The organism is Marinactinospora endophytica (genome assembly GCF_054780875.1).
The window spans coordinates 34,052-53,509 of the sequence record NZ_BAAGVM010000002.1 but is presented as its reverse complement, the minus strand read 5'-3'; the positions used below and the strand labels follow the sequence as shown (position 1 = coordinate 53,509).

Below are 19,458 nucleotides of genomic sequence, written 5' to 3'. Positions count from 1 at the left end.
TCTCAGCCCGCGGGAGCGGGCCGAACACGCCGGCCGACGCTGTGACCGGCCAGGGCCCGCAACGCCAGCTCGAAGGCCGCGGCGAGCAGGCACACACGCAGCACCTCGTGCAACGCTCCCGTGGCGAAGGCGAGGGGTTCGAGCCACTGCCACCACCAGCCGAGGAAGTCGTGCGGGCCGACGACGAGATGGACGCCGCGCCGCAGCCATCCCTCGGCGGCCTCCAGCAGGACGTGGCACAGGCACAGCGTCAGGAAGAAGACCGGTCCGACCCGCAGCACGAACCGGATCGCGTTGAGGAACGGCGCGTACTTCTCGCGCAGGTCCCGGGAGGTGATCCCGGCGACACCGCGCAGCGGCCGGGGCAGGCGTCGCGTCGCCGCGCGCACCCTGGCCGCGCGGGCGTCGCCACGCAGCACCGCCTCGGCCCGGTCGATCTCCGCGCCGAAGATCACGGCGACGATCGCCAGCCACATCAGGGGCTCCAGCACGGCGTCCTTGAGCTGCTCCCACCCCCCGGAGACCAGGGCGAACAGCGCCGCGCAGGCCGCGCCGAGCGGAAGCCCGGTGAGGTCCCCGGCCAGGGCCACCAGGTCGGCGGCGGCGTCATGGAGTTCGGCCACCACGGCGCGGGAGGCCACCCACTGCCTCGCCTGGTCGGTCAGCCGTACCACCGAGAACACCGCGAAGAACATCCAGTTCGCCTCGAACAGCGCGGTGAGCACCCCCAGCCCGGGAGCACCGCCGCGGTGGTAGAGCCGTTCCACCACCACGCGGCCGGCCAGGCAGACGAGCGCGGCGACGAGGGGCGGTCCCAGCGCGTCGATCTGGAGCTGGTCGGTGTAGGCCTGGATGCCGCTGTGGTTGATCAGCTCCACCGCGTATCGACGGTACTCCTCGGCGAACATGCCCCAGGCGCTGTAGAGGAGGAGGAAGGGGAGGACCGCGGTCGCGATCGCGTCGACGACCCTGCGCTCGCGTTCGGCGAGGGTGGCGGAGCGCACGCCGCGGGCGCGCCGGGCCAGGAGTTCCGCCTGGAGCGTGGGCAGGCCGGGGACGAGCAGGTGGAGCATGACGATCGTGGCCGTCAACGTCGTCAGGACGGCGACGCTCAACCCCGCGAGGGCGGCCACGGGATCGACCCGTTCGAGGAGGACCATGCCCCGCAGGACCGCCCAGTGCAGGAACACCCCGACGGTGTGGACGCACAGCAACGGCGCCCAGTACCGCCTCGCCAGGGCGAGAGCGTAGAGCGGGAGCCGCGCGGCGGAGACCGCCTGACCGTTCATCGGTCCGAGATCCTAACCCCGGCCGGTCTTCCGTGGGCGGCCGGCCGGCGGGTGCCGGTGGAATAGGCGGGGCCGTGGTCACCGCTTCATCCACGAGAGGACGAGGGCCCTGGTCCCGTTCCCGTCCAGCGGGCAAGCTGGCGGAGACGGGTCTGTCCGGTCCCGTAGGAGAGGAGAGAGGACGTCGGATGCGCGCGAGCGGTGAGGAGGACGCCCCTGTCTGGCGTCCCCATGATGTCCCCGGAGACGTCCCCCAGGGCGACGGTGACGGCTGGGTGACCCTTCCCGACGGTTCCCGGCGCTGGGGCCGGTACGGGGCCGCGGGGCTGCTGTTGTACGCGGCCGACGCGGCCGGCCGGGGCCAGGTCCTCCTCCAGCACCGCGCCTGGTGGAGCCACCAGGGCGACACATGGGGCATGCCCGGTGGCGCGTTGAACAGCGGCGAGTCCTCCGTCCAAGGGGCGGTGCGGGAGTTCGGGGAGGAGGTCGAGGGTGATCTCGGCCGGGTCTGCCTGGACGGCGTCCACCGGCAGGACCACGTCGTGTGGCACTACGACACGGTGCTGGGGCGCCTGCCGGAGCCGGGTGAGTTCTCCCCGGGCAACTCCGAGAGCGCCGCGATCCGCTGGGTGCCGGTCGAGGAGGTCGCCTCACTGCCGTTGCTGCCCGCCTTCGGCGTGATCTGGCCGCAGGTGCGCCGGGCGTTGACCCGGCGTCCGCTGCTCATCGTGCCCGCGACCGAGCTGGTCCGGCTCCTGCCCGATGGACGCGCGGGCGACCCGCGCTCCCCGGTGGAGCGGTTGCGCGACGGGCTCGCCACCCTGGCGGCGGCGGGGCTGAGCGGCGCGGACCTGCCGCCGGAGCTGGACCTGGTCCCCCTGCACCGCTGGTTCCCCACGATCGCGCTGGTCACCGGGGAAGGCGGCCCGCGGCTCGCGCCGGCCCCCGGGGTCGAGGTGGTGGCCGACGTCGCCACGCTCGCGGAGCGTCACGCCCGTTCCGGTTGGACGCCGGTGCCCGTCACCTCCGACCGCGGGTTCGCCGAACGGTGCGCGGGCGCCGCCGTGGCGCCGCCGTCGTGGCTGCTGGGCCTGCTGGGCGGGCCCGAAACCGATCCTCGCGCCGGTGGGGCCGGCTGACCGGCGGCGGGGTGCGAGACCGCCGTCTCGCACCCCGCCCCGCGGACACCCGCTGGGGCGTGGCGTCAGACGCGCAGCTCGCCCTCGCTGACGGTGACCGCGCCGCCTCCGATGTGGACCCGGTCCGGCGCGCCGGCCGGGAGCTCGATGCTGAGCAGTCCGCCGCGCGCCGAGCATTGGAAGGCGTCGAAGGAGGTCCGCCCGATCCGTTCGGCCCAGTAGGGGGCGAGCACGGTGTGGGCGCTCCCGGTCACCGGGTCCTCCGGAACGCCGACCCGAGGGGCGAAGAAACGCGACACGAACGCGTAGGGGCGGTCCGGGTCGGCGAGCGCGGTGACCGTGACGCCGCGGCAGGGCATCGCGCGTAGCGCGGTGAGATCCGGCGTCAGCCCACGGACGGTCTGCTCGTCGGCGACCTCGACGACGATGTCGTCGGTGCGTCCCGACGAGACCCGTAGGGGGCGCACGCCGAGCGCGTCGGCCAGTCCCTCGGGTTCGGCGACGGCCTCGGCGGGGTTGACGGGGAAGTCCATCCACAGCCTGCCGTCGCGGTGGGTGACGGTCAGCGTCCCGCTGTGGCGGGTGGCGAAGCGGATCGGGCCGCTGACCCCGTCCTCCAGGAGCGCGTGCGCCGACGCCAGTGTGGCGTGTCCGCACAGCGCCACCTCGGTGCGGGGGGTGAACCAGCGCAGCTCGTAGTCGGCGCCGTCACCATCGAGGGGGCGCAGGAAGGCGGTTTCGGACAGGTTGAACTCGGCGGCGACGCGCTGCGCCCAGGAGTCCTCGTAGGGCTCGTCGAGGACGAGGACGGCGGCGGGGTTGCCGCCGAAAGGCTGATCGGTGAAGGCGTCGACGACACGGAATCGGGGCATGTGGCCAGGCTACCGAGGCCGCAGAGGAGGGACCGGACGCGGCGGGCACTCCCGGGGGCGCCGGTTCGTTGTCGTAACGGGTCCCGGCCGAGGGCCGGTGACCGAGTATCCCGTCCCCGGATCGGGGGTATATCAGGGGCGTGCCCTGATGTGCCCCGTCCCTCGCCGGGGCATGCTGCTGGTGTCGGGGCGGCACTTCCCTACCGCGCCGCCACCGTTGACGACGTGAGGAGCGGACATGACGCTGGAGCGCGGTAACGCCTTCACCCCCGTCGCATCAGCGACGATGATCTGGCCCTGGGGCACGGCGACGGCCGCCGGGGCGGTCACGGGCGTGGCCCATTTCCTACTGAACCTGAGCTCCTTCCCGGTCGCCGGCTCGCTGACCACCGCGATCTTCTTCTTCTCGCTGGTGGGAGGCGGCGTCGCGCTCCTGGGCAAGAAGGGCGACCGTCGGGCGCGACGCTACGCCGGTCAGTACCCCTGGCGGTTCGCCATGGCGCCGGCCGCGCTGGGCGGCGCGGGGACCGCGGTCGTCTCGTTCATCGCCGCGGCGCTGGGTGGCGCGCTGGTCAGCGGCCTGTTCGGCGCGATCGTCGCCGGAGTCGGCACGGCCGCCGTAATCTGGGTGATCCTCGGCCTGATCGGTATGGTCGCGGGGAACAGGGCGGCCTGAGCGCCGCACCGGCCGCCCGGCCGGTTTCCAGGCGAGACGTTGGGACGACCACCGCTTTATGTCGACTGAGAAGGACCAGCAGGACACCACAGGACCGTGGGCCGCGGCCGTCCGGGTCCCCACCCGTTGGGGGCCGCATGCCCACTGAGCCGAACTCCGAGGCCCGCCGCAAGATGGTCGAGCGGGTCCGCGGCCTTCTCCGCATGGCCGAGGATCCCTCGGTCACCGACGCCGAGAGCCAGGCGTTCACCGCCAAGGCCGCCGAGTTGATGACCCGGCACGCGATCGCCGAGGCCGAGGCACGCGTCCAGCGCGGCGAGGCCGCCGAGTCGGTGTCGCGGCTGGACTTTCCGGTGTCGGGTGTGGGCGGGCACGGCAAGGCCCGGGTCAAGGCGCTGGCCGCCATCGCGTCGGCCTACGGCTGCCAATCCGCCGTACGGGGCAACACCTCGGCGAACACCGAACGGACGCTGATCATCGTCGGCACGGTCACCGCGCTGGACTCGCTGCGCGTGCTGTTGCCGTCGATCAGCATGCAGATGGAGGTGTCCGCTCGGCATTCGGCCCGGGAGCACGTCGCGGGGCTCCGGGCGCTGCGCAACTACGACCGTTCGGCCCTGGCCACCGAACGCAACCGCTTCTACCGGTCGTTCGTGCGCGCCTATGGCGCGGCGGTGGCCGAGCGCATCCGGGAGTTCCGCGCGCGCCTGCAGGAGAACCCCACCGTGTCGGAGGAGGGCGACGGCGTCACCGGCGGGACGACCGCCTCGCGGGGGGCCGAACTGGTACTGCGCGCCGATGTCGACCGGGTGCACGAGGAGTTCGAGCGCCGTTTCCCGCGGCTGCGGCCGACCCGGCCGGAACGGACCCACCACCGGGCCGGGCACCGCGCGGGTTACCTGCGCGGACGCAACGCGCAGTTGGGCATGGAGACCGCGGTCGGTGGCGGCCGGGTGGCCTCGCTGAGCGAGGGCGACTGAGACGGCGCGCAGGCGTCTTCGGCACGATTTTCGACTTTCCACGCGGGAGAAACGTCCTGTCCGTTATCCGAAGAGCCGCGAAAATTCTCCCTGACGGACCCATCCATTGTCCACGAGTTGTGCACAACTGCGGATAACAGCTGTGGATAACCCTGTGGAAGGCAGTGGATAACCCACAGCAACTCAATTTTCCTGTGGATAAACATTTTCCAGTGGCCGGATTCGGCCAAATTCTCCCCGAATCCATCTCCGGGGACTCGCTGACCGTTTCTCCGCCTCACCTCCCCGCCCGACCTGACGTGACATGGATCACCGAACGGGGAAGGAGAGAGGTAGCGTTCGACGGCCCCGGGAGGCGAGGATGTCCACGGCCACGATGCTCGCGTCGCTGCGTCACTACAAGACAGCGCTGTTGACCACCTACCGCCGCGATGGAATGACCGCGGTCGACACCCCGGTCAGCATCGTCGTGGACGGGGACCGTGTCCTGTTCCGCACCTGGGAGGACTCGGGCAAGGCCAAGCGGCTGCGCTACCACCCGATCGTGGACATCAGGCCCTGCACCTTCCGTGGCGAGCCGGCCGGTCCGGCAGCGCGCGGCAGGGTCTGCCCCTTGGAAGGCGCCGAGGCCCGACGGGCGGCCTTCCTGCTGGGGCGCAGCCACCCCGTTCTGCAACGTTGGGCGCTGCCGTTGTCCTATCGGCTGCTCCGCCATCGGACGTTGTACTACGCGGTGACGCTCATGGACGGCGAGGAGATCCGCAGCAACGAGGGGTGCCCCGACTGAGGGGCGTGCCCGAACGGAGGACGTCCGCGGGCCGGATCAGGTGATGCGCAGCGGCATCACGAGATAGCGGAAGCCCGGCCGTCCCGTCACCTCGTCCGGCGTGTCGGAGATGACGGCCGGCCGGGTGGGAGTGGTGAAGCCGAGGTGGACATCGTCGGACTCGATCGCTCCGAGTCCGTCGAGGAAGTAGTGGGGTCCGAACGCCACGCGCATGTCATCGCCCATGTAGCTCGCCTCGATGACCTCGCGCGCCTGGGCGTCGTCACCGGAACCGGCTTCGAGTACGACCCGCCCCTGGGAGAAGGAGAGCATCAGGGGCGTACTGCGGTCGGCGACGAGCGCCACGCGCTTGACCGCTTCGGTGAGCGCCTCGGCGTTGACCTGGGCCCGGGCCGCGAAGTCCTTGGGAAATCGGGACTCATAGGTGACGAACTCGCTGTCGATCAACCGGGTGGTGGTGCGCCGTCCGGCGTTGTCGAACCCGATCATGCTCTCGCCGTGTCCGGCCGGCCGCTCGGCGGTGCCGACCGTGGACAGGGCGATGCCGACGTCCTGCCCGGCCACAAGGGAACGCGCGGTGTCGGTCAGGGTGCGCGCGGGGACGAGGGCCGAGGTCGTCAGCCCGGACTGGTGGGGGCGCCAACCGATCTCGCGGACCGCGAAACGGTAGCGGTCGGTGGCGGCCAGGGTCAGCGAATCGCCGGAGAAGGCCAGGTGGATGCCGGTGAGCATGGGCAGGGTGTCGTCGCGGCTGGCGGCGGGGGCCACCTGGCGTACGGCGGAGGCGAACACGCCGCCACCGACCGAACCCACGGGGTCGGGCATCGCGGGGAGGGCCGGATAGTCCTCGATGGGCAGTGTGAGCAGCGTGAAGCTGGCGCCGCCGCAGGTGAGGAGGACCCGTGGCCCCTCGGAGACGAGTTCGACCGGGTGGTCGGGAAGGTTGCGGGCGATCTCGGCGAGCAGCCGGCCCGAGACCAGGACGTCACCGGGCTCCTCGACCTCGACGTCCACCGCGGCCCGGGCCGACACCTCGTAGTCGAAACCGGACAGCCGGACCTGACCCGTCGCTTTGTCCGAAACGTCCAGGCGCATGCCGGCGAGGACCGGCACGGCGGGACGCGCGGGCAGGGCCCGGGCCGTCCACGCGACGGCGTCGGCGAACGCATCGCGATCAACTCGGAACTTCACGCGGCCTCCCGATGGTCTTCCCGGCCTCCCGGGCAAGGTCACCGTACCCACAGGCGGTGACAATCGTCGGGTCCGTCCACAGCTTTCCCTCAAGCACCGATCGAAACCCCGGCGCGCGGGGAGGCATTGCCGCGCTCGCGCCCCGAAACCTCGGAGCGCGCCTCGTCACCGCTGGGGACGCAGCGTCCAGACGACCGTCATGGCGCCGGTCCCCGTGCCGTCCTCGGCCCGTAGTCCGACCTCGACGGGGAATTCCGGCCGCCTCCCCTCGTCGAATTCGGCGACCACCTCGTCCCGGGGGCGTACGAGCCGGGCCTCGGCGGTCACCGGCCCCATCGCGAGCCTGTGGTAGTGGATCTCGGCCCGGACGGCGAGCGGCACGGCCCGGTCGAGCAGTCCGTGGAACGCGCCGAGCACGATCGCCCCCGACGCCGACTCCGCGAGCGTGAACATCGCCCCGGCGTGCGGCCCGCCGAGGTGGTTGTGATGGGCGGGGTCGTCGGGCAGGCGCATGACGGCCCGGTCCTCGTCCAGTTCCACGAACTCCAGGCCGAGGGTGCGCACGAACGGGACCGTGGCGAGCAGCCCGGCCTTCACCATGTCGGGGTTCATCGTCATGGGCCAGATGTTACTCGCGAGTAACCAAAATGGCGACCCCTGCCCCTTTCCCTCCTTCTCCCGGTTCCGAGCGGTTGGATCCCGTATGGCTGGGCAGTCGCCGAAGAAGCGGAACCTAACCGGACGAAGGGGGAAACCGCCATGGCCGGATCCACCGCCGGCCGGCCGTCCGACGCCGCCGAGCCGTCGACTGCCGAGCTGGTCAAACAGGCGACAGAACAGATGTCGCGCCTCGTCCGCGACGAACTCCGGTTGGCGCAACTGGAGATGAAGGAGAAGGGCCGGCACATCGGCCTGGGCGCCGGCATGTTCGGTGCCGGAGGCATCGTGGCGCTGTTCGCCACCGGCACGCTGATCGCCGCGATCGTCCTCGCCCTCGCGCTGGTCCTCCCCGCGTGGGCCGCCGCCCTGATCGTGGCGGTGGTGCTGTTCGCCGTCGCCGGGGTGCTCGCGCTCCTGGGCCGCCGTCAGGTGTCCGACGCCGCGCCGTTGAAGCCCGAGGAGACGACGCACAGCGTCCAGGCCGACGTCAGCGCGATCAAGGGGAGGGTCCACCGATGAGCCATACCCGAGACGACACCCCCGACGAGACCACGCTGGTCCGCGAGGAGATCAGCCGCACCCGGGAGGAACTGGGCGAGACCGTCGAGGCGCTCGCCGCCAAGGCCGATGTGAAGAGCCGGGCCAAGGAGAGCGCCTCCCGGGTGGCCCACACGGTGCGTTCGGGCGGCGGGGCCGGTGGGGACGAGGTCCGGCGCGTCGCCGTGGCGCTGGCGACCGGGGTCCTGGCCGCCGCCATCGTCGCCCTGTGCACCAGGGGGAGGAACGCGCGATGAGGTTCTTGTACAAGCCCTTCGGCCTGGCCGCGGGCGCCTTCAGCGGTCTGCTCGCCGGCGTGGTGTTCAAGCAGGTGTGGAAGCTCCTCAAGGGCCAAGACGACGCGCCGGAGGCCACCAAGGAGGACAGCACCTGGACCGAGGTCCTGCTGGCCGCGGCCCTCCAGGGAGCCATCTTCGCCCTGGTGAAGGCCGCCGTCGACCGCGCCGGCGCGACCGGCGTGCGCCGGGTGACCGGAAAGTGGCCCGGCAAGTGAGCCACCGGAGAGAGGAGCACCCCGACGGCACGCGCGGCAACGCCCGCCCCGACGACCACCGTCCCCAGGCCGGCGGACCGGACGGTCCCACCGACCTGCCCGCGCCGTCGTGGTGGGCGTCGCTGCGCCGCACCATCACCGAGTTCCGCGGGGACAACCTGCTCGACCTGGCGGCGGGACTGACCTACTACGCGGTTCTGGCCGTCTTCCCCGCGCTGCTCGTCCTCATCTCGCTGCTGGGCATGGCCGGGCAGGACTCGACCGCGGTGATCACCGAGAACGTGTCGCGTTTCGCCCCGGAGGAGACCGCCCAGATCCTCACCTCGGCGATCGAGAACCTGCAACGCAGCCAGGCGACGGCGAGCCTGTTCGGCCTGGTCAGCCTCTTGCTGGCGTTGTGGTCGGCGTCGGGGTACGTGGCGGCGTTCATGCGCGCCTCGAACATCGTCTACGACATCCCCGAAGGGCGGCCGATCTGGAAGACGCTGCCCATCCGGGTCGGGGTCACGCTGACGCTCGTGGTGCTGCTGACGGCGAGCGTCGTCATGGTCGTGATCACCGGCGGGCTCGCCGACCGGGTGGGCCGGCTGCTCGGCATCGGCTCGGTCGCGGTGACCGTGTGGGACATCGCGAAGTGGCCCGTGCTGCTGCTGATCGTGACGTTCATGATCGGGTTGTTGTACTGGGCCTCGCCCAACGCCAAGCGCGGATTCCGCTGGGTCAGCCCCGGAAGCGTGCTCGCGATCCTCATCTGGCTGGTCGCCTCGGCCGGGTTCGCCTTCTACGTGGCCAACTTCGGCTCCTACAACAAGACCTACGGCAGCCTCGCCGCCGTCGTGATCTTCCTGATCTGGCTGTGGATCTCCAACATCGCGATCCTGCTGGGCGAGGAGTTCAACGCCGAGATCGAGCGAGGCCGGGCGATCGCGGCCGGTCACCCCTCGCCCGAGGAACCCTACGTCGAACTACGCGACGAACCGAAGGAGAAGAAACCCGGGAAGGCGAGTAGGCGTTTCCCTTGGCTGCACGCGAAGAAGAAGTGACCCCTCCCCCCGTCGCTCCCCCGCTTCCCGGCCCGGTCCTGCTCACCCAGGGCTGGCATGACGTCGCCTTCCTGCACTGGGCGCTGCCCCCGGAGGCGGTGGAACACCTCCTTCCCACGGGGACCCGGCCCGACGTGCTGAACGGCGTGACCTACGCCGGGATCGTGGCGTTTGGCGTGACAGGGACCCGGCTGCTGGGCACCGTGCCGGTCGGCTCGTTCACCGAGGTCAACGTACGGCTGTACTCGGTGGACGACGACGGCCGGCGCGGCGTGGTGTTCCTGTCGATGGACGCCGACTCGGCGCACAACGTCGCGGCGGCGAGACTGCTCGCGGGACTCCCCTACGCCTGGTCCGACGCCTCCGTCCGCCGCGCCGCCGACGGCACGGTCGGATACGCCTGCCGCCGGCGCCGGCCGCGGGACCGCGTGTCGGGCGGGGTGTGGGTCCGGCCGGGGGCGCGGAAGAGCGAGCAGACGGATCCCGACGTGTTCGTGACCGCCCGTTGGGGACTGCACACGCGCCATCTGGGCGCCACGCACTGGGTCCGCATCGCCCACCGCCCCTGGGAGCTGCACCACGCCACGCTGGTGGCCGCCCGCGGTTGCTCCGCCCTGCTCACCGCGGCGGGTCTGCCGGACCCGCGGGAGCCGCCCTCCTCCGTGCTGTGGGCCCCCGGGGCCGTGGCCTCGGTCGCCTATGGCGGGCGGGTCCGAACGGCCGGTTGAGGCCGGTCGGACCGCGCACCGGGATGACACACGCATATGCCGCCGTGCTTGCCCGCCACCTCCCGTACGGGAATCGTGGTGGCGCGCCCACGATCCCCGGGAGCAGTCTCTTCCCCGAGAGAGGGAAACAACCATGACCATGAGGATTCTTCGCCGCGCGGCGACCCTGCTGGCCGCCCTGCTGCTCACCCTCGCCATCCCCACCGTGGCCCTGGCCGACGCCTTCTTCCAGCAAGGGGGACTGTGGGCCGGGCCGAAGGGCGCCTACTCCACCAAGGTGCGGGCGGTCTCGGGGCCCAACGGCCTCTTCTTCGTCGAGACCCGCTTCTACGCGGGCCCCGAGGGCGTGTGGCGGGAGACCGTCACCTCCACGGCCGACTAGCCCCGGCTAGAGCCACCGGCTCTTGCGGAACACGGTGAACAGCGTGGCGCAGATCGCCAGCATCACCATGATCACGAGGGGATAGCCCCACTTGAAGCGGAGCTCCGGCATGACGTCGAAGTTCATCCCGTAGATCCCGGCGATCAGGGTCGGCACCGCGATGATCGCGGCCCACGCCGTGATCCGGCGCATGTCGTCGTTCTGCTGCACGCTCACCCGGGCCAGATGCGCCGACAGCACCTGGGGGAGCAGCTCGTTGAGGCCGTCGATCCACACCGCCGCCTGGCGGGCCCGGTCGGCGACGTCACGCAGGAACGGGATCGCGTCCGCCGCCATCTGGGTGCCGTCCGAGGTGAGCGCGCGCATGACCAGCACCATGGGGCCGATCGCGGCGTGCGCCTCCACCACCTCGCGTTTGAGGTGGTAGACGTCCTCGGCGATCGAGGAGTCGCGGGTCGCCGAGAACACCCGGTCCTCCAGTTCGTTGGCCACGGCCCGCATCCGGGTGGCCACCCGGATGTGGGTGTCGACCACCGCGCCCAGGACCGCCTGGGCGACGGCGGCCGGCCCCAGCAGCAGTGTCAGGGGGTCGGCCTCCAGCCGGCGCCGCACCCCCGAGAGCGGGTTGGCCTGGCCGTGGCGGACGGTGATGACGAAGTTGGGCCCGACGAAGACCATGATCTCGCCGACTTCGACGTCGACGCGCTCCTCATCGAGGGCGAGGGTCTTGCACACCACGAACGTCACGTCACCGTAACGTTCGACCTTGGGTGTCTGGTGGGCTTCGACTGCGTCGTCCACGGCCAGGGGGTGCAGTCCGAGTTCGGCCGAGACGAGGTCGAACTCGGCGCGGGTCGGTTCGTGCAGTCCGATCCAGCAGAACGCCTCGTTGTCGTCGGACAGGGCCAGGTCGAGGGCGTCGCTGATGTCCCCGTCGACGTCGGTTCGGGTACCGGCGCGATAGATCGCGCAATCCATGATCACGCCGGAAAAATACTGCGCCGGTGGACCTTTTCGTGCCGGAACGCGAATTACCTTCCCGCCGAGGAGACCCGGTGCCCTCCCAGGGCCCGCCGCCCCCCGAGCGCGTCGGCGAGCAACGGCACCGGCAGGGGACGTTCCCTCAACCGCTGGACGAGGCGGGCGAGCAAGGGGGCCAGGAGGAGGACCAGCAACGGGGCGAGGAGCACACCGAGGAGAAAGCCCACCATGACGTCGTGGGGATAGTGGACGCCGACGAACACCCGGGAGAACCCCATGAGGACGGCCAACGGCAGTGCCACGGCCGCCAATCGGCGCCAGGCCACGATCACCGCCGCGGCGGCGGCCGCCGTGATCGCGGCGTGGTTGCTGGGGAAGGACCAGTCGCCCGCCGGCGGACACTGCGCGATGGTCATGACATCGGTGAGCACGTGACAGGGGCGCTGCTGGTGCAGCACGCTCTTGACGGTCTCGCTCACCAGGTAGACGGCGACCGTGGCGCAGGGGGCGAGCAAGGCGAGCGCCATGTCACGGGCGCCGCGGGCCCGAGCCCGCCACCAGGCCGCGAGGAAAAGCGCCGCGAACAGCGCCAGGCCGGCCTCGGTACCGATCTCGGCGGTGAGGCGCAACCATGGTGGACTCTGCTCCGCCAGCGCGGCGACGGCGAGATACCAGTCGGTACTCAGACCGACGAGGTCCGCGACAAACGATTCGGGCATTGCGTTCTCCTTTTGACGAACGATCAATGCAGAACCGTAGGAAAACCAACCGTTTCGAACATCGCCGGATCGTCATCGACCGGACCGACGGGCGGGGGAATCCCTCTCGGGAAAACTCCCTCTTTCGACGGTGGTGGGGCGTCTGGCGGGGTTTGTAACGTCGAGGGGGTGAGAGGATCGTTCGTCACGTCATGGCGCCCGGGATGCCGGTCGTGGACGCCCGCCCTCCGCGCCGACCTGCTGCTGTGGTGGCCGGTGCTGGCGTCGCCCGTCGTCCTGCTCGCCGTGGCCGGAGCGGCCGGGTGGCCGGCGCAGGCCGGTGTGGTCGTCGCGGTCACCGGGGCCGCCGCGCTGCTGGCCCGTTCCCACCCGTTGGTGCCGCCCGCCCTCGTCGCCGCGACGTCGTGGATCGACGTGATGCTGTGGCCGCTGGCGATCCTGGCCTTCCTCGCGGGCCTGCGCTCCCCACGAGGGCGTCCGGCGTCGACGGGACTGGCGGTCTCGGGGGCCGCGGGGGTCGCGGTCGCGCTGCTCATCACGGACTCGCCCGGCGAAACGCTGCTGCGCTGCCTCGCCCTGGTGGGCCTGCTCGTCCTGCCGTGGACCGTGGGCCGGTTCTGGCGGGCCTACCGGGAGCTCGTCCATTCCGGTTGGGACCGCGCCGAGTCCCTCGAACGGGAACGGCGTGTCATCGCCGATCGGGAGCGGCTGCGCGAGCGGGCCCGCATCGCCGAGGACATGCACGACTCCCTCGGCCACGAACTCGGACTCATCGCGATGCGGGCCGGGGTCTTGGAGGTGGCTCCGGGGCTCGGCGAGGAGGACTACCGGGCCGCCGCGGCGGAACTACGCGCCGGGGCGACCCGGGCCACCGAACGGCTCCAGGAGATCATCGGGATCCTGCACGAGGGCACCGGGTCCGACCCGGGACCACTGCACCGCAACGTCGACGACCTGGTCGACCGGGCACGCTCCTCGGGGATGGCGATCGACCTGGAGCGCGAGGGGGCGGAAGGGGAGGTCCCCGAGGCCGTGGACCGGGCGATGTACCGGGTGGTGCAGGAGTCGTTGACGAACGCGGCCAAGCACGCCCCCGGGGCGAAGGTCCGCGTCCGGCTGCGCCACCTTCCCGATGAGACCGTCATCAGCGTCGTCAACGGGCCGCCGCCCGGCGGTCCTCCCCCGTCGCCGCCGTCGGGCAACCGAGGGCTGGCCGGCGTGGCCGAGCGGGTGCGGCTGGCCGGGGGAACACTGCGCTCCGGCCCCCGGGACGGGGGCTTCGAGGTCGTCGCGCACCTGCCCCACGTTCCCGGGGTCCCGCCCGTCGCCGCGGCGACCGCGGAGCCGGAGACGGAGTCGGCGCTGCGGCGCGCCCGCGTGCACCGCCGCCTGCGCCGCGATCTCGTGACGATGACGGTGCTGCCGGCGGCCCTGTCCCTCACGCTGGTGGGGACGTTCGCCGGATACGCGGCGGTCGCCACCGCGAGTTCGGTCCTGCCCCCCGAGGACTACGCGCGGTTGCGCATCGGTCAGCCGGCCGCCTCCGTCGAGGAGGTGCTGCCGCGGATGCAGATGCTGGATCCGCCCTCGGAGCGGGGTCCGGCCATCCCCGAGGGGGCTCGTTGCGAGTACTACCGCTCCCACGGCACGCTCCTCGGTGACGCGGGCGCGGTGGCCCACCGGCTGTGCTTCGCCGACGGGGTCCTCGTGGCCAAGGCCGTCATCCCCTATGGCGGCGCGGTTCGATGAGGGACGGAAGAGGAAGAGGGGTGCCCGCGGTGGTCCGGGTGGTACTGGCCGACGACGAGGCGATGTTCCGGGCGGGGATACGGGCGATCCTGTCGGCCGATCCCGAGGTGGAGGTGGTCGCCGAGGCCGTGAACGGCCGCGAACTGGTCGAGGCCGCACGTTCCCACCGGCCCGACGTGGCCTTGGTGGACATCCAGATGCCCCGGCTGGACGGTCTCGCCGCCGTCCCGCAGGTGCGCGCGCACTCGCCCGGAACCGCGGTGGTCATGCTGACCACGTTCGGCAGGGACGAGTACATCGCCCGGGCGCTCCAGGAGGGCGCGAGCGGGTTCCTGTTGAAGGCGGGGGACCCTCGCGAGCTCATCGCCGCGGTGCGCGCCACCGCCGAGGGGGGCGCCTATCTCTCGCCCGTGGTGGCGCGGCGGGTCATCACCGAGTTCCGCGGCCGGGGCCCGGCTCGCGGGGCCGCGCTGGATCGCGTCGGGGGGCTCAGTCCGCGCGAGCGAGAGACGCTGGCCCTGCTGGGCACCGGGATGTCCAACGCCGAGATCGCCCGGCGCCTGTTCGTCTCCGAGGAGACGGTGAAGTCGCACGTGAAGGCGGTGCTGGCCGGGTTGGGGGTGCGCAACCGGGTGCAGGCGGCGATCGTCGCGCACGAGGCCGGGCTCGTGGGCGACGTCCCCGACTGAATAAACCCGTTGTCCTTCGCCGCGCGATCCGACACACTCTCCGAACAAGACGAGACGACTCGTCTCACAGAGGGGAGAATCGATGACCAGAGGACGCAAGGACATGTCGAGCATCGGCGGCCGGCACCACGCGGTCCCCCGATCGGCCATGCGCGGCACCCCGGGCACCACGAGAACCGGACGGGCCGGCGACCCCGGGGCCTCGCGCCGGGAGATCCTGCGCCGGCTGCGGGAGGACCGCGCCCGAGGCGACCGCTCGTGAACGAAGGAGGCCCGGCCCGCCCACGCCTTGGGACGGACCGGGCCGACGATGCCCCGGCGGAAAAGGTCAGGAGCGACCGGGGTAGGCGCGCTCCTTCGGCCCGACGTAGAGCTGACGCGGACGCGCGATGCGCGCGGCCGGATCGTTGCGCAGCTCCCGCCAGTGCGCGATCCACCCGGGCAGCCGGCCGATGGCGAACAGCACGGTGAACATGTTCGTCGGGAAGCCCATCGCCCGGTAGATCAGCCCCGTGTAGAAGTCGACGTTGGGGTAGAGCTTGCGGTCGACGAAGTACTGGTCGGACAGGGCGTGCTCCTCGAGCTGGAGCGCCAACTCGAAGAGCCGGTCCTCGCCCTCCTGGCGGGACAGGATCTGCTGGGCCAGTTTCTTGATCTGCTTGCTGCGCGGATCGAAGTTCTTGTAGACCCGGTGACCGAAGCCCATGAGCCGGGTCTTGCTCTCGCGGTCCTTCACCTTCTTGATGAAGGAGTCGACATCGCCGTCGACCCGCTGGATGCCCTCCAGCATCTCCAGCACCGCCTGGTTGGCACCGCCGTGCAGCGGCCCGGACAGCGCGTTGACGCCGGCGGCGATACTGGCGAACAGGTCGGCCTGCGAGGAACCGACGACCCGGACGGTGGCCGTGGAGCAGTTCAGCTCGTGGTCGGCGTGCAGGATGAACAGCAGGTCCATGGCCCGGACCAACAGCGGGTCGACGCCGCCCTCGGTCGGACCGAACGTCATGTTCAGGAAGTTCTCGACATAGCCGAGGGACGGGTCGGGCTCCACCACGTCCTGACCGGTGGCCCTGCGGTGGATCTGCGCCGCCACCGTCGGAAGCTGGGCCAGGAGGCGGATGGTGGCCTCATCCACCTGGGCCGGATCGGCCGGATCACAGGCGTCGGCGTGGAAGGCCGCGAGCATGTTGACCGCGCCCGACAGCGAGGCCATCGGGTGGGCCTCCACCGGGAAGGCCGCGATGAGGTCGCGCAGGCCGGCGGGGATGGCGGCGTTGTCCCGCAGGCGCGCGGTCAACTCGTCGAGCTGCTCGGGGGTGGGAAGCTCCCCGTGGACGAGCAGATGACATACCTCGGCAAACGTGGCCCCCTCGGCCAGCTGCTCGATGGGGTAACCGCGATAACGGAGGATCCCCGCGTCTCCGTCGATGTAGGTGATCTCCGAACGACAGGCGGCGGTGTTGCCGAAACCGGGGTCGAGGGTGACCATCCCCGTGGACCCCAGCAGGGTCTTCAGCTCTATCGCCTCTTCGCCTTCGGTACCGGAGAAAACAGGGAGCCTGTGCGTTCCGCCGTCATAGCGCAGCTCCACGGAGCGGCCCTCAGAGACTTCGTTCATGCCGAATGCGACCTTTCCGGAAGGGAAGAGGCTAGGCCGGGCGACCCGCCACCCCGTTGATCTCGATCCCACTTCCCGCGGCCCCTTCGGGACAACCGACACCGTCCCGAAGGTCCATCATCGTCACCTGAACTTCCCGAAAGAATTCTGGATAAGATAATTACGCCGCTAAGTGATATTTACATCAGGTAAAACCATAAGCGTAGCGGCATCCTATAACCGCAGGAGAAGTGGATCAAGTGGCACATGCCACACCACCGGAAAGATGTGGCGCATTTAGACAGAGCATAAAGTTCTACGGGTTTTACCCGCAGGGCCGGGAGTTCGTCGGAAAACACAATGGTGTACCATGCCCGCGCCCCGGCCCCGGTGCCCCCACGGAGCGGTGGAGCCGCCACGCCCCACCCGAAGAGGCACCCACGGCCCGCCGCACGATCCGGAAGGGAACCGTCCTCACCCTCGCTGCTCGGTGCCCCCCTCAGACCCCTCACGGCGCGACCGCGGCACGGCCGTCGACTGGCGAACGACCAGGCGGGTGTCGAGATGGACGTGGTCACGGACCGGTCCCGCCGCCCGCACCGCCCGCACCGCCAGCTCCGCCGCCCGCTCCCCCATCTCGGTGACCGGCTGGGCGACGGTGGTCAGATCCAGTAGCGCGGCGACATCGTTGTCGTCGAAGCCCATCACCGACACGTCGCCGGGCACGTCGATCCCCGACCTGCGCGCCACCTGCAGCACCCCCATCGCGACGTCATCGGACTCGGCGAACACCGCGGTCGGCGGCTCCGCCATCGACAGCAACCGCGCCATGGCCAGCGCCCCGCCCTGGTGGCCCGGCGGCTCGGTGACGACGACCGCCTCGGCTCCCGCCTCGGCCATGGCCGCCTCGTACCCCCGCAGCCGGTCCCGGGAACTCCACGAGAATCCGGTCTGGTCACGGGAGCACACATAGGCGACACGCCGGTGGCCGAGGTTGAGCAGGTGCCGCGTGGCCCCGGCGGCGGCCGCGGTGTCGTCGGTGAAGACACAGGCCCGGCCGGGGACCCGACGGCCGCAGAACACGACGGGCAGGCCGATCTCGTCCAGCCGCGCGACAGCGGTGTCGCCGAGGTCGAGCGCGACCGCGATGACCGCGTCGACGTTGCTGCGCAGCGGCAGTGAGCGGACGTAGGCGTCCAGCTCGTCGACGTCGCCCACCTGGTAGACGAGCATGTCCTGGCCGCTCGCGCGCAACCGGGTGCTCACCCCCGCCAACGCGACACCGAAGAACCAGGGCTGAAGGAACGGGACGAGGACCGCGATCCGCCCGGTGACGCCGGTGACCAGGCTGGAGGCTCCGCGCGAGACGACGTAGCCGAGTTCGGCGGCCGCCCGCTCGACCTCGGCCCGTACCGCGGGGGCCACCCCGGAGGCCCCGCGCAGGGCCCGGGATACCGTCGACAGCGAGACCCCCGCACGCGCCGCGACATCACTCATGCGCGGGTGCTCGGGAAGCGGCATGTCCACGATGGTAGGCATGCCGCTCATGAGCGGCAACGCCACCACCACCGGTCCGGAGCGACCGCGCGCCCTCGTCCCCGTCCCGCGGACGATGACCGCGGGCGCGCTGCCACCACGTCCGCCGGACGGGTGAACGGCGACGGCGGCACCGCGTCCCCCTTTCCGGTAACCGGAGAAACACAGAACGCGATTTCCACCCCCGAAGCGCAACTGAAATCAGGTATTGAATCCACACCCCTTTCCTCACTCATCCCCATTCAACTCTTCTCTTCGGAAAAATGCCGGTGATACGATCAATGAATGGATCACACGGTTGGTCTGACCCTGGCCGAGGAACTCGCCCTCATCGCCCTGGGAGATCACGACGGAAAACCGATCCTCAACGAGACGGTTTTCCAAATCGGCCTGGCGGGTGCGATGCTGGCGGAGATGGCGATCCTGGGAAGAATCGACCTCTCCGGCGACCGCGTCACCGTCACCGACACCACCCCTACCGGTGACCCCCAGATCGACGCCCTACTGGACAGGATCGCCCAGGAGGCGAAACCGAGAAAGGTCCAGTGGTGGGTGGAGAAAATCAAGTCGAGCGCTCTCCAGAAAGGGACACTGGAACGTCTCGCCGCCCGGGGCGTGGTGAGCGAGAGCGAGCACCGTGTTCTGGGGATCCTCCCCATCCGGCGCTATCCCCAGGCCGACCCCGACCCCGAGACGCAGATCCGCTCGCGGATCCGCGCCGTCCTGGGGGGCGGCGCGGCCGACCAGCGCACGGCGGCGCTGATCGCCCTGATCGACGCCTGCGGAATGACGCGACGGCAGTTCCCCGAGGCGAGCAAGGGGCGGATCAAGCGGATCATCGAATCCGACCAGGCGGGCCGGTCCGTGAAAAAGGTGATCCAGTCGATCCATCTGGCCACCGCGGCGTCCATCGCGGTCATCGGCGCCGCGGGGGCCGCGAGCGCGGGGTGAACCCGCGCCGATGACGCTCGGTGCCCGGTACGACCGGACTCCTCCTCACCTCCGTGGAGACGGCACGGCGCCTCACGCTCCCACGCCTGCGGCCCGACAGTCTCGACACACCAGCACCCGGGCAGGCCCCGTGCCCCGCCCGAGAGAGGACACGCGCCCAGGGCGCCAAGGAACAACTTGCGGCATCTGAAAGACGCAACGCTTTACACGTGTCATATTCTCGTCATTTTTACGCCATATGACTGTTTCCGGAACGCGTCTCTCCCGGCAGCGTGACCACTCTTTGCGGCGTCTCGTTCCGCGCTCGGCGTCCGCTTCGGCTCTCACGGCCCCGCGTCAACGAGGAAAAGAGGCGGGAACCGGATTCCCCACGGAACAGGCCCGCTCATCGAGACCGGCTCGTGGCCGCGGAGCACGTACCGCCCCGGACCGTCCCGG

The 19,458-nt window shown here is 70.9% G+C and carries 23 protein-coding genes; 15 read left to right on the top strand and 8 right to left on the bottom strand.

The features are described from left to right. Window positions 1–2: 2 nt before the first annotated feature. Window positions 3–1,289 carry a hypothetical protein gene (locus ACYVHU_RS04080; RefSeq protein ID WP_498947551.1) on the bottom strand — a complete coding sequence of 429 codons (1,287 nt, stop codon included), beginning with the start codon at window positions 1,287–1,289 and terminating at the stop codon, window positions 3–5. Window positions 1,290–1,477: 188 nt separating this feature from the next. On the opposite strand from ACYVHU_RS04080, the gene ACYVHU_RS04075 reads away from it, so the two are divergent. Beyond that, window positions 1,478–2,428: an NUDIX hydrolase gene (locus ACYVHU_RS04075; RefSeq protein WP_078763598.1), complete on the top strand. Its 951-nt coding sequence runs from the start codon at window positions 1,478–1,480 to the stop codon at window positions 2,426–2,428. A 65-nt stretch (window positions 2,429–2,493) separates the two neighbouring features. On the opposite strand, the gene ACYVHU_RS04070 is transcribed toward ACYVHU_RS04075, so the two are convergent. Beyond that, complete coding sequence (locus tag ACYVHU_RS04070) at window positions 2,494–3,300, bottom strand: PhzF family phenazine biosynthesis protein (protein ID WP_078763599.1); 807 nt, start codon at window positions 3,298–3,300, stop codon at window positions 2,494–2,496. A gap of 238 nt (window positions 3,301–3,538) precedes the next feature. Here ACYVHU_RS04070 and ACYVHU_RS04065 point away from each other — a divergent pair, with 238 nt between their 5' ends. The 3 genes from ACYVHU_RS04065 to ACYVHU_RS04055 all read left to right on the top strand — a co-directional run bounded on the left by ACYVHU_RS04065 (window position 3,539) and on the right by ACYVHU_RS04055 (window position 5,743). Then, on the top strand, window positions 3,539–3,976 hold the full coding sequence (locus tag ACYVHU_RS04065) for a hypothetical protein (RefSeq protein ID WP_078763600.1): 438 nt from the start codon (window positions 3,539–3,541) through the stop codon (window positions 3,974–3,976). Between the two features lie 173 nt (window positions 3,977–4,149). Then, window positions 4,150–4,956, top strand: coding sequence for a DUF2786 domain-containing protein (locus tag ACYVHU_RS04060; protein WP_144390248.1), 807 nt, complete (start codon window positions 4,150–4,152; stop codon window positions 4,954–4,956). 361 nt (window positions 4,957–5,317) lie between these two features. Continuing rightward, a complete protein-coding gene (locus ACYVHU_RS04055; RefSeq protein WP_078763602.1) occupies window positions 5,318–5,743 on the top strand; it encodes a PPOX class F420-dependent oxidoreductase in 426 nt (141 codons plus the stop codon). Between the two features lie 36 nt (window positions 5,744–5,779). Here the strand turns inward: ACYVHU_RS04055 and dnaN are convergent, their stop codons facing one another. After that, window positions 5,780–6,934 carry a DNA polymerase III subunit beta gene (gene dnaN, locus ACYVHU_RS04050; protein WP_078763603.1) on the bottom strand — a complete coding sequence of 385 codons (1,155 nt, stop codon included), beginning with the start codon at window positions 6,932–6,934 and terminating at the stop codon, window positions 5,780–5,782. A gap of 165 nt (window positions 6,935–7,099) precedes the next feature. Continuing rightward, the gene (locus tag ACYVHU_RS04045) at window positions 7,100–7,546 is read right to left on the bottom strand and encodes a DUF4442 domain-containing protein (RefSeq protein ID WP_078763604.1); all 447 of its coding nucleotides are present in this window, start codon (window positions 7,544–7,546) and stop codon (window positions 7,100–7,102) included. Window positions 7,547–7,693: 147 nt separating this feature from the next. On the opposite strand from ACYVHU_RS04045, the gene ACYVHU_RS04040 reads away from it, so the two are divergent. The 6 genes from ACYVHU_RS04040 (at window position 7,694) to ACYVHU_RS04015 (ending at window position 10,798) form a co-directional block, all read left to right on the top strand. After that, on the top strand, window positions 7,694–8,113 hold the full coding sequence (locus ACYVHU_RS04040; RefSeq protein ID WP_078763605.1) for a phage holin family protein: 420 nt from the start codon (window positions 7,694–7,696) through the stop codon (window positions 8,111–8,113). Then, window positions 8,110–8,388 carry a DUF3618 domain-containing protein gene (locus ACYVHU_RS04035; protein WP_078763606.1) on the top strand — a complete coding sequence of 93 codons (279 nt, stop codon included), beginning with the start codon at window positions 8,110–8,112 and terminating at the stop codon, window positions 8,386–8,388. The genes ACYVHU_RS04040 and ACYVHU_RS04035 overlap by 4 nt, the downstream gene beginning before the upstream one ends. Then, window positions 8,385–8,645, top strand: a complete 261-nt coding sequence (locus ACYVHU_RS04030; RefSeq protein ID WP_078763607.1) for a DUF4235 domain-containing protein — start codon at window positions 8,385–8,387, stop codon at window positions 8,643–8,645. Before ACYVHU_RS04035 ends, ACYVHU_RS04030 begins: the two co-directional genes overlap by 4 nt. A gap of 95 nt (window positions 8,646–8,740) precedes the next feature. Continuing rightward, window positions 8,741–9,688 (top strand): YihY/virulence factor BrkB family protein, encoded by a 948-nt coding sequence (locus tag ACYVHU_RS04025; protein WP_144390249.1) that lies wholly within the window; start codon window positions 8,741–8,743, stop codon window positions 9,686–9,688. Beyond that, a complete protein-coding gene (locus ACYVHU_RS04020; RefSeq protein ID WP_498947549.1) occupies window positions 9,685–10,416 on the top strand; it encodes a YqjF family protein in 732 nt (243 codons plus the stop codon). Before ACYVHU_RS04025 ends, ACYVHU_RS04020 begins: the two co-directional genes overlap by 4 nt. Before the next feature lie 133 nt (window positions 10,417–10,549). Then, window positions 10,550–10,798: a hypothetical protein gene (locus tag ACYVHU_RS04015; protein ID WP_078763610.1), complete on the top strand. Its 249-nt coding sequence runs from the start codon at window positions 10,550–10,552 to the stop codon at window positions 10,796–10,798. Window positions 10,799–10,804: 6 nt separating this feature from the next. On the opposite strand, the gene ACYVHU_RS04010 is transcribed toward ACYVHU_RS04015, so the two are convergent. After that, window positions 10,805–11,776, bottom strand: coding sequence for a magnesium and cobalt transport protein CorA (locus tag ACYVHU_RS04010; RefSeq protein ID WP_235001150.1), 972 nt, complete (start codon window positions 11,774–11,776; stop codon window positions 10,805–10,807). A 53-nt stretch (window positions 11,777–11,829) separates the two neighbouring features. Then, window positions 11,830–12,498 (bottom strand): phosphatase PAP2 family protein, encoded by a 669-nt coding sequence (locus tag ACYVHU_RS04005; protein ID WP_078763612.1) that lies wholly within the window; start codon window positions 12,496–12,498, stop codon window positions 11,830–11,832. A 168-nt stretch (window positions 12,499–12,666) separates the two neighbouring features. On the opposite strand from ACYVHU_RS04005, the gene ACYVHU_RS04000 reads away from it, so the two are divergent. The 3 genes from ACYVHU_RS04000 (at window position 12,667) to ACYVHU_RS03990 (ending at window position 15,198) form a co-directional block, all read left to right on the top strand. Further along, the gene (locus ACYVHU_RS04000) at window positions 12,667–14,247 is read left to right on the top strand and encodes a sensor histidine kinase (protein WP_498947547.1); all 1,581 of its coding nucleotides are present in this window, start codon (window positions 12,667–12,669) and stop codon (window positions 14,245–14,247) included. A 29-nt stretch (window positions 14,248–14,276) separates the two neighbouring features. Then, window positions 14,277–14,936, top strand: a complete 660-nt coding sequence (locus ACYVHU_RS03995; RefSeq protein ID WP_498947823.1) for a response regulator — start codon at window positions 14,277–14,279, stop codon at window positions 14,934–14,936. Between the two features lie 82 nt (window positions 14,937–15,018). After that, complete coding sequence (locus ACYVHU_RS03990; protein WP_498947546.1) at window positions 15,019–15,198, top strand: DUF6243 family protein; 180 nt, start codon at window positions 15,019–15,021, stop codon at window positions 15,196–15,198. Window positions 15,199–15,264: 66 nt separating this feature from the next. On the opposite strand, the gene ACYVHU_RS03985 is transcribed toward ACYVHU_RS03990, so the two are convergent. Then, complete coding sequence (locus ACYVHU_RS03985; RefSeq protein ID WP_078763614.1) at window positions 15,265–16,554, bottom strand: citrate synthase; 1,290 nt, start codon at window positions 16,552–16,554, stop codon at window positions 15,265–15,267. 453 nt (window positions 16,555–17,007) lie between these two features. Next, complete coding sequence (locus tag ACYVHU_RS03980) at window positions 17,008–18,054, bottom strand: LacI family DNA-binding transcriptional regulator (RefSeq protein WP_498947544.1); 1,047 nt, start codon at window positions 18,052–18,054, stop codon at window positions 17,008–17,010. Here ACYVHU_RS03980 and ACYVHU_RS03975 point away from each other — a divergent pair. Next, window positions 18,053–18,187: a hypothetical protein gene (locus ACYVHU_RS03975; protein ID WP_268805622.1), complete on the top strand. Its 135-nt coding sequence runs from the start codon at window positions 18,053–18,055 to the stop codon at window positions 18,185–18,187. The two genes, ACYVHU_RS03980 and ACYVHU_RS03975, sit on opposite strands and share 2 nt — an antisense overlap. 167 nt (window positions 18,188–18,354) lie before the next feature. Beyond that, on the top strand, window positions 18,355–19,020 hold the full coding sequence (locus ACYVHU_RS03970) for a GOLPH3/VPS74 family protein (RefSeq protein ID WP_078763615.1): 666 nt from the start codon (window positions 18,355–18,357) through the stop codon (window positions 19,018–19,020). Window positions 19,021–19,458: the final 438 nt, after the last annotated feature.

Excerpts from the sequence above, each read along its gene's own strand:
- ACYVHU_RS04075 (WP_078763598.1), top strand. The coding sequence starts at position 1,478 with ATGCGCGCGAGCGGTGAGGAGGACGCCCCTGTCTGGCGTCCCCATGAT.
- ACYVHU_RS04045 (WP_078763604.1), bottom strand. The coding sequence starts at position 7,546 with ATGAACCCCGACATGGTGAAGGCCGGGCTGCTCGCCACGGTCCCGTTC.
- ACYVHU_RS04065 (WP_078763600.1), top strand. The coding sequence starts at position 3,539 with ATGACGCTGGAGCGCGGTAACGCCTTCACCCCCGTCGCATCAGCGACG.
- ACYVHU_RS03975 (WP_268805622.1), top strand. The coding sequence starts at position 18,053 with ATGTCCACGATGGTAGGCATGCCGCTCATGAGCGGCAACGCCACCACC.
- ACYVHU_RS04080 (WP_498947551.1), bottom strand. The coding sequence starts at position 1,289 with ATGAACGGTCAGGCGGTCTCCGCCGCGCGGCTCCCGCTCTACGCTCTC.
- ACYVHU_RS03990 (WP_498947546.1), top strand. The coding sequence starts at position 15,019 with ATGACCAGAGGACGCAAGGACATGTCGAGCATCGGCGGCCGGCACCAC.
- ACYVHU_RS04030 (WP_078763607.1), top strand. The coding sequence starts at position 8,385 with ATGAGGTTCTTGTACAAGCCCTTCGGCCTGGCCGCGGGCGCCTTCAGC.
- ACYVHU_RS03970 (WP_078763615.1), top strand. The coding sequence starts at position 18,355 with ATGGATCACACGGTTGGTCTGACCCTGGCCGAGGAACTCGCCCTCATC.
- ACYVHU_RS04010 (WP_235001150.1), bottom strand. The coding sequence starts at position 11,776 with ATGGATTGCGCGATCTATCGCGCCGGTACCCGAACCGACGTCGACGGG.
- ACYVHU_RS04055 (WP_078763602.1), top strand. The coding sequence starts at position 5,318 with ATGTCCACGGCCACGATGCTCGCGTCGCTGCGTCACTACAAGACAGCG.
- ACYVHU_RS04040 (WP_078763605.1), top strand. The coding sequence starts at position 7,694 with ATGGCCGGATCCACCGCCGGCCGGCCGTCCGACGCCGCCGAGCCGTCG.
- ACYVHU_RS04070 (WP_078763599.1), bottom strand. The coding sequence starts at position 3,300 with ATGCCCCGATTCCGTGTCGTCGACGCCTTCACCGATCAGCCTTTCGGC.
- ACYVHU_RS04005 (WP_078763612.1), bottom strand. The coding sequence starts at position 12,498 with ATGCCCGAATCGTTTGTCGCGGACCTCGTCGGTCTGAGTACCGACTGG.
- ACYVHU_RS04060 (WP_144390248.1), top strand. The coding sequence starts at position 4,150 with ATGGTCGAGCGGGTCCGCGGCCTTCTCCGCATGGCCGAGGATCCCTCG.
- ACYVHU_RS03985 (WP_078763614.1), bottom strand. The coding sequence starts at position 16,554 with ATGAACGAAGTCTCTGAGGGCCGCTCCGTGGAGCTGCGCTATGACGGC.
- ACYVHU_RS04035 (WP_078763606.1), top strand. The coding sequence starts at position 8,110 with ATGAGCCATACCCGAGACGACACCCCCGACGAGACCACGCTGGTCCGC.
- ACYVHU_RS03980 (WP_498947544.1), bottom strand. The coding sequence starts at position 18,054 with ATGCCGCTTCCCGAGCACCCGCGCATGAGTGATGTCGCGGCGCGTGCG.
- ACYVHU_RS04015 (WP_078763610.1), top strand. The coding sequence starts at position 10,550 with ATGACCATGAGGATTCTTCGCCGCGCGGCGACCCTGCTGGCCGCCCTG.